General features: G+C 46.8%; 1 protein-coding gene. It reads left to right on the plus strand.

Annotated features, from left to right (window positions below):
• Window positions 1-571: 571 nt before the first annotated feature.
• Window positions 572-967, plus strand: a complete 396-nt coding sequence (locus IFT44_RS21005) for a hypothetical protein (protein ID WP_192176521.1) — start codon at window positions 572-574, stop codon at window positions 965-967.
• Window positions 968-1,045: the final 78 nt, after the last annotated feature.

Consider the following 1,045-nt stretch of genomic DNA (forward strand, 5'->3'; position numbering starts at 1 on the left):
CCGCCACCAGTTCAGCTGCGACACGCCTATCTTGAGCAACCGTGCTGGTTTGCCCTTAGTGATTTTGTTTATATCCTCGCCTGATGAAAGTCCCGAAATATCCGTCAGAATGTTCATCAGTGAGGTCTCCCGCTATCGAATTGTAGTCTTATGAACACCAGTGGCAATGTGCGGGAGCTATCTTAGATTTTGAGCAAATGAACGCCATGGCTTGTTAGAACCACCGATTCGTTTTTTCGCTTAACTCTATGATCGCTTTCGGGTTCAGGCCTGACCCAGTAGTCACTGACAATCAGCGCCAAATCCTGGATCGGAGATACTTCCTATGCATGTGACGGAGGGGTGGCTGGATCGGATATTGATTGATCGCTTCTTGTCCACTAGAAATCTAACCATATCGTATCAATTTACAGAGTTATCTACTTAGATCAAAGCCCATTGGGTGGAGGGTTGTGCTAGCCAATTTCATTGATCTCTATTAAAAAGACATATTCGTTTCCTTGAGCCATATGTTAGATCATGGTTTACTTTTCCATGAAGCTACGGAGAATAACCACTCAAGGAGTTATACATGAAACAATTATTTATACTTATCCAGCTCATACTGCTTTCCACTGCAGCTATTGGAGGCAGTGAGTCAGAGCTCGAATTTCCGCCAGCGAACTCGGTTTTGATGACAGTAGATCCGGAAGACTGGAAATCTGTAACGCAAGAATTCAGAGATATTGCACTATGGAACAAAAGTACTACCAAAATACAATCATGTGACAGCCTTTATACTTTGCCTGTATCAGTATCGCGCGAAGGCAATGTTAGCCTTGGCGGTATATGCACCATTGCCGGGTCTGGCCAAAAAGCGTTCATATGTGTGGACCGCATGCTCGGCCGCTTCGAGGTATTCCCAGAATTCCAGCGCGACCTGCCATGGATCGCGCAGAAGATTTTCGACAACTGCTGGGGTGGTTGATCCCCACCTCTCTCGATCACCGCCAAGGCCCGTGGTCAGATAGAGGCCGTTATTCATGTCCCGGCGTAGTCCAGGGCA

The sequence above is a fragment of the Pseudomonas sp. CFBP 13710 genome (genome assembly GCF_014842235.1).
Taxonomy (GTDB): Bacteria; Pseudomonadota; Gammaproteobacteria; order Pseudomonadales; family Pseudomonadaceae; genus Aquipseudomonas; species Aquipseudomonas baltica.

Bases quoted from the DNA above. Each gene is read 5' to 3' on its own strand.
- IFT44_RS21005 (WP_192176521.1), top strand. From the start codon at position 572: ATGAAACAATTATTTATACTTATCCAGCTCATACTGCTTTCCACTGCA.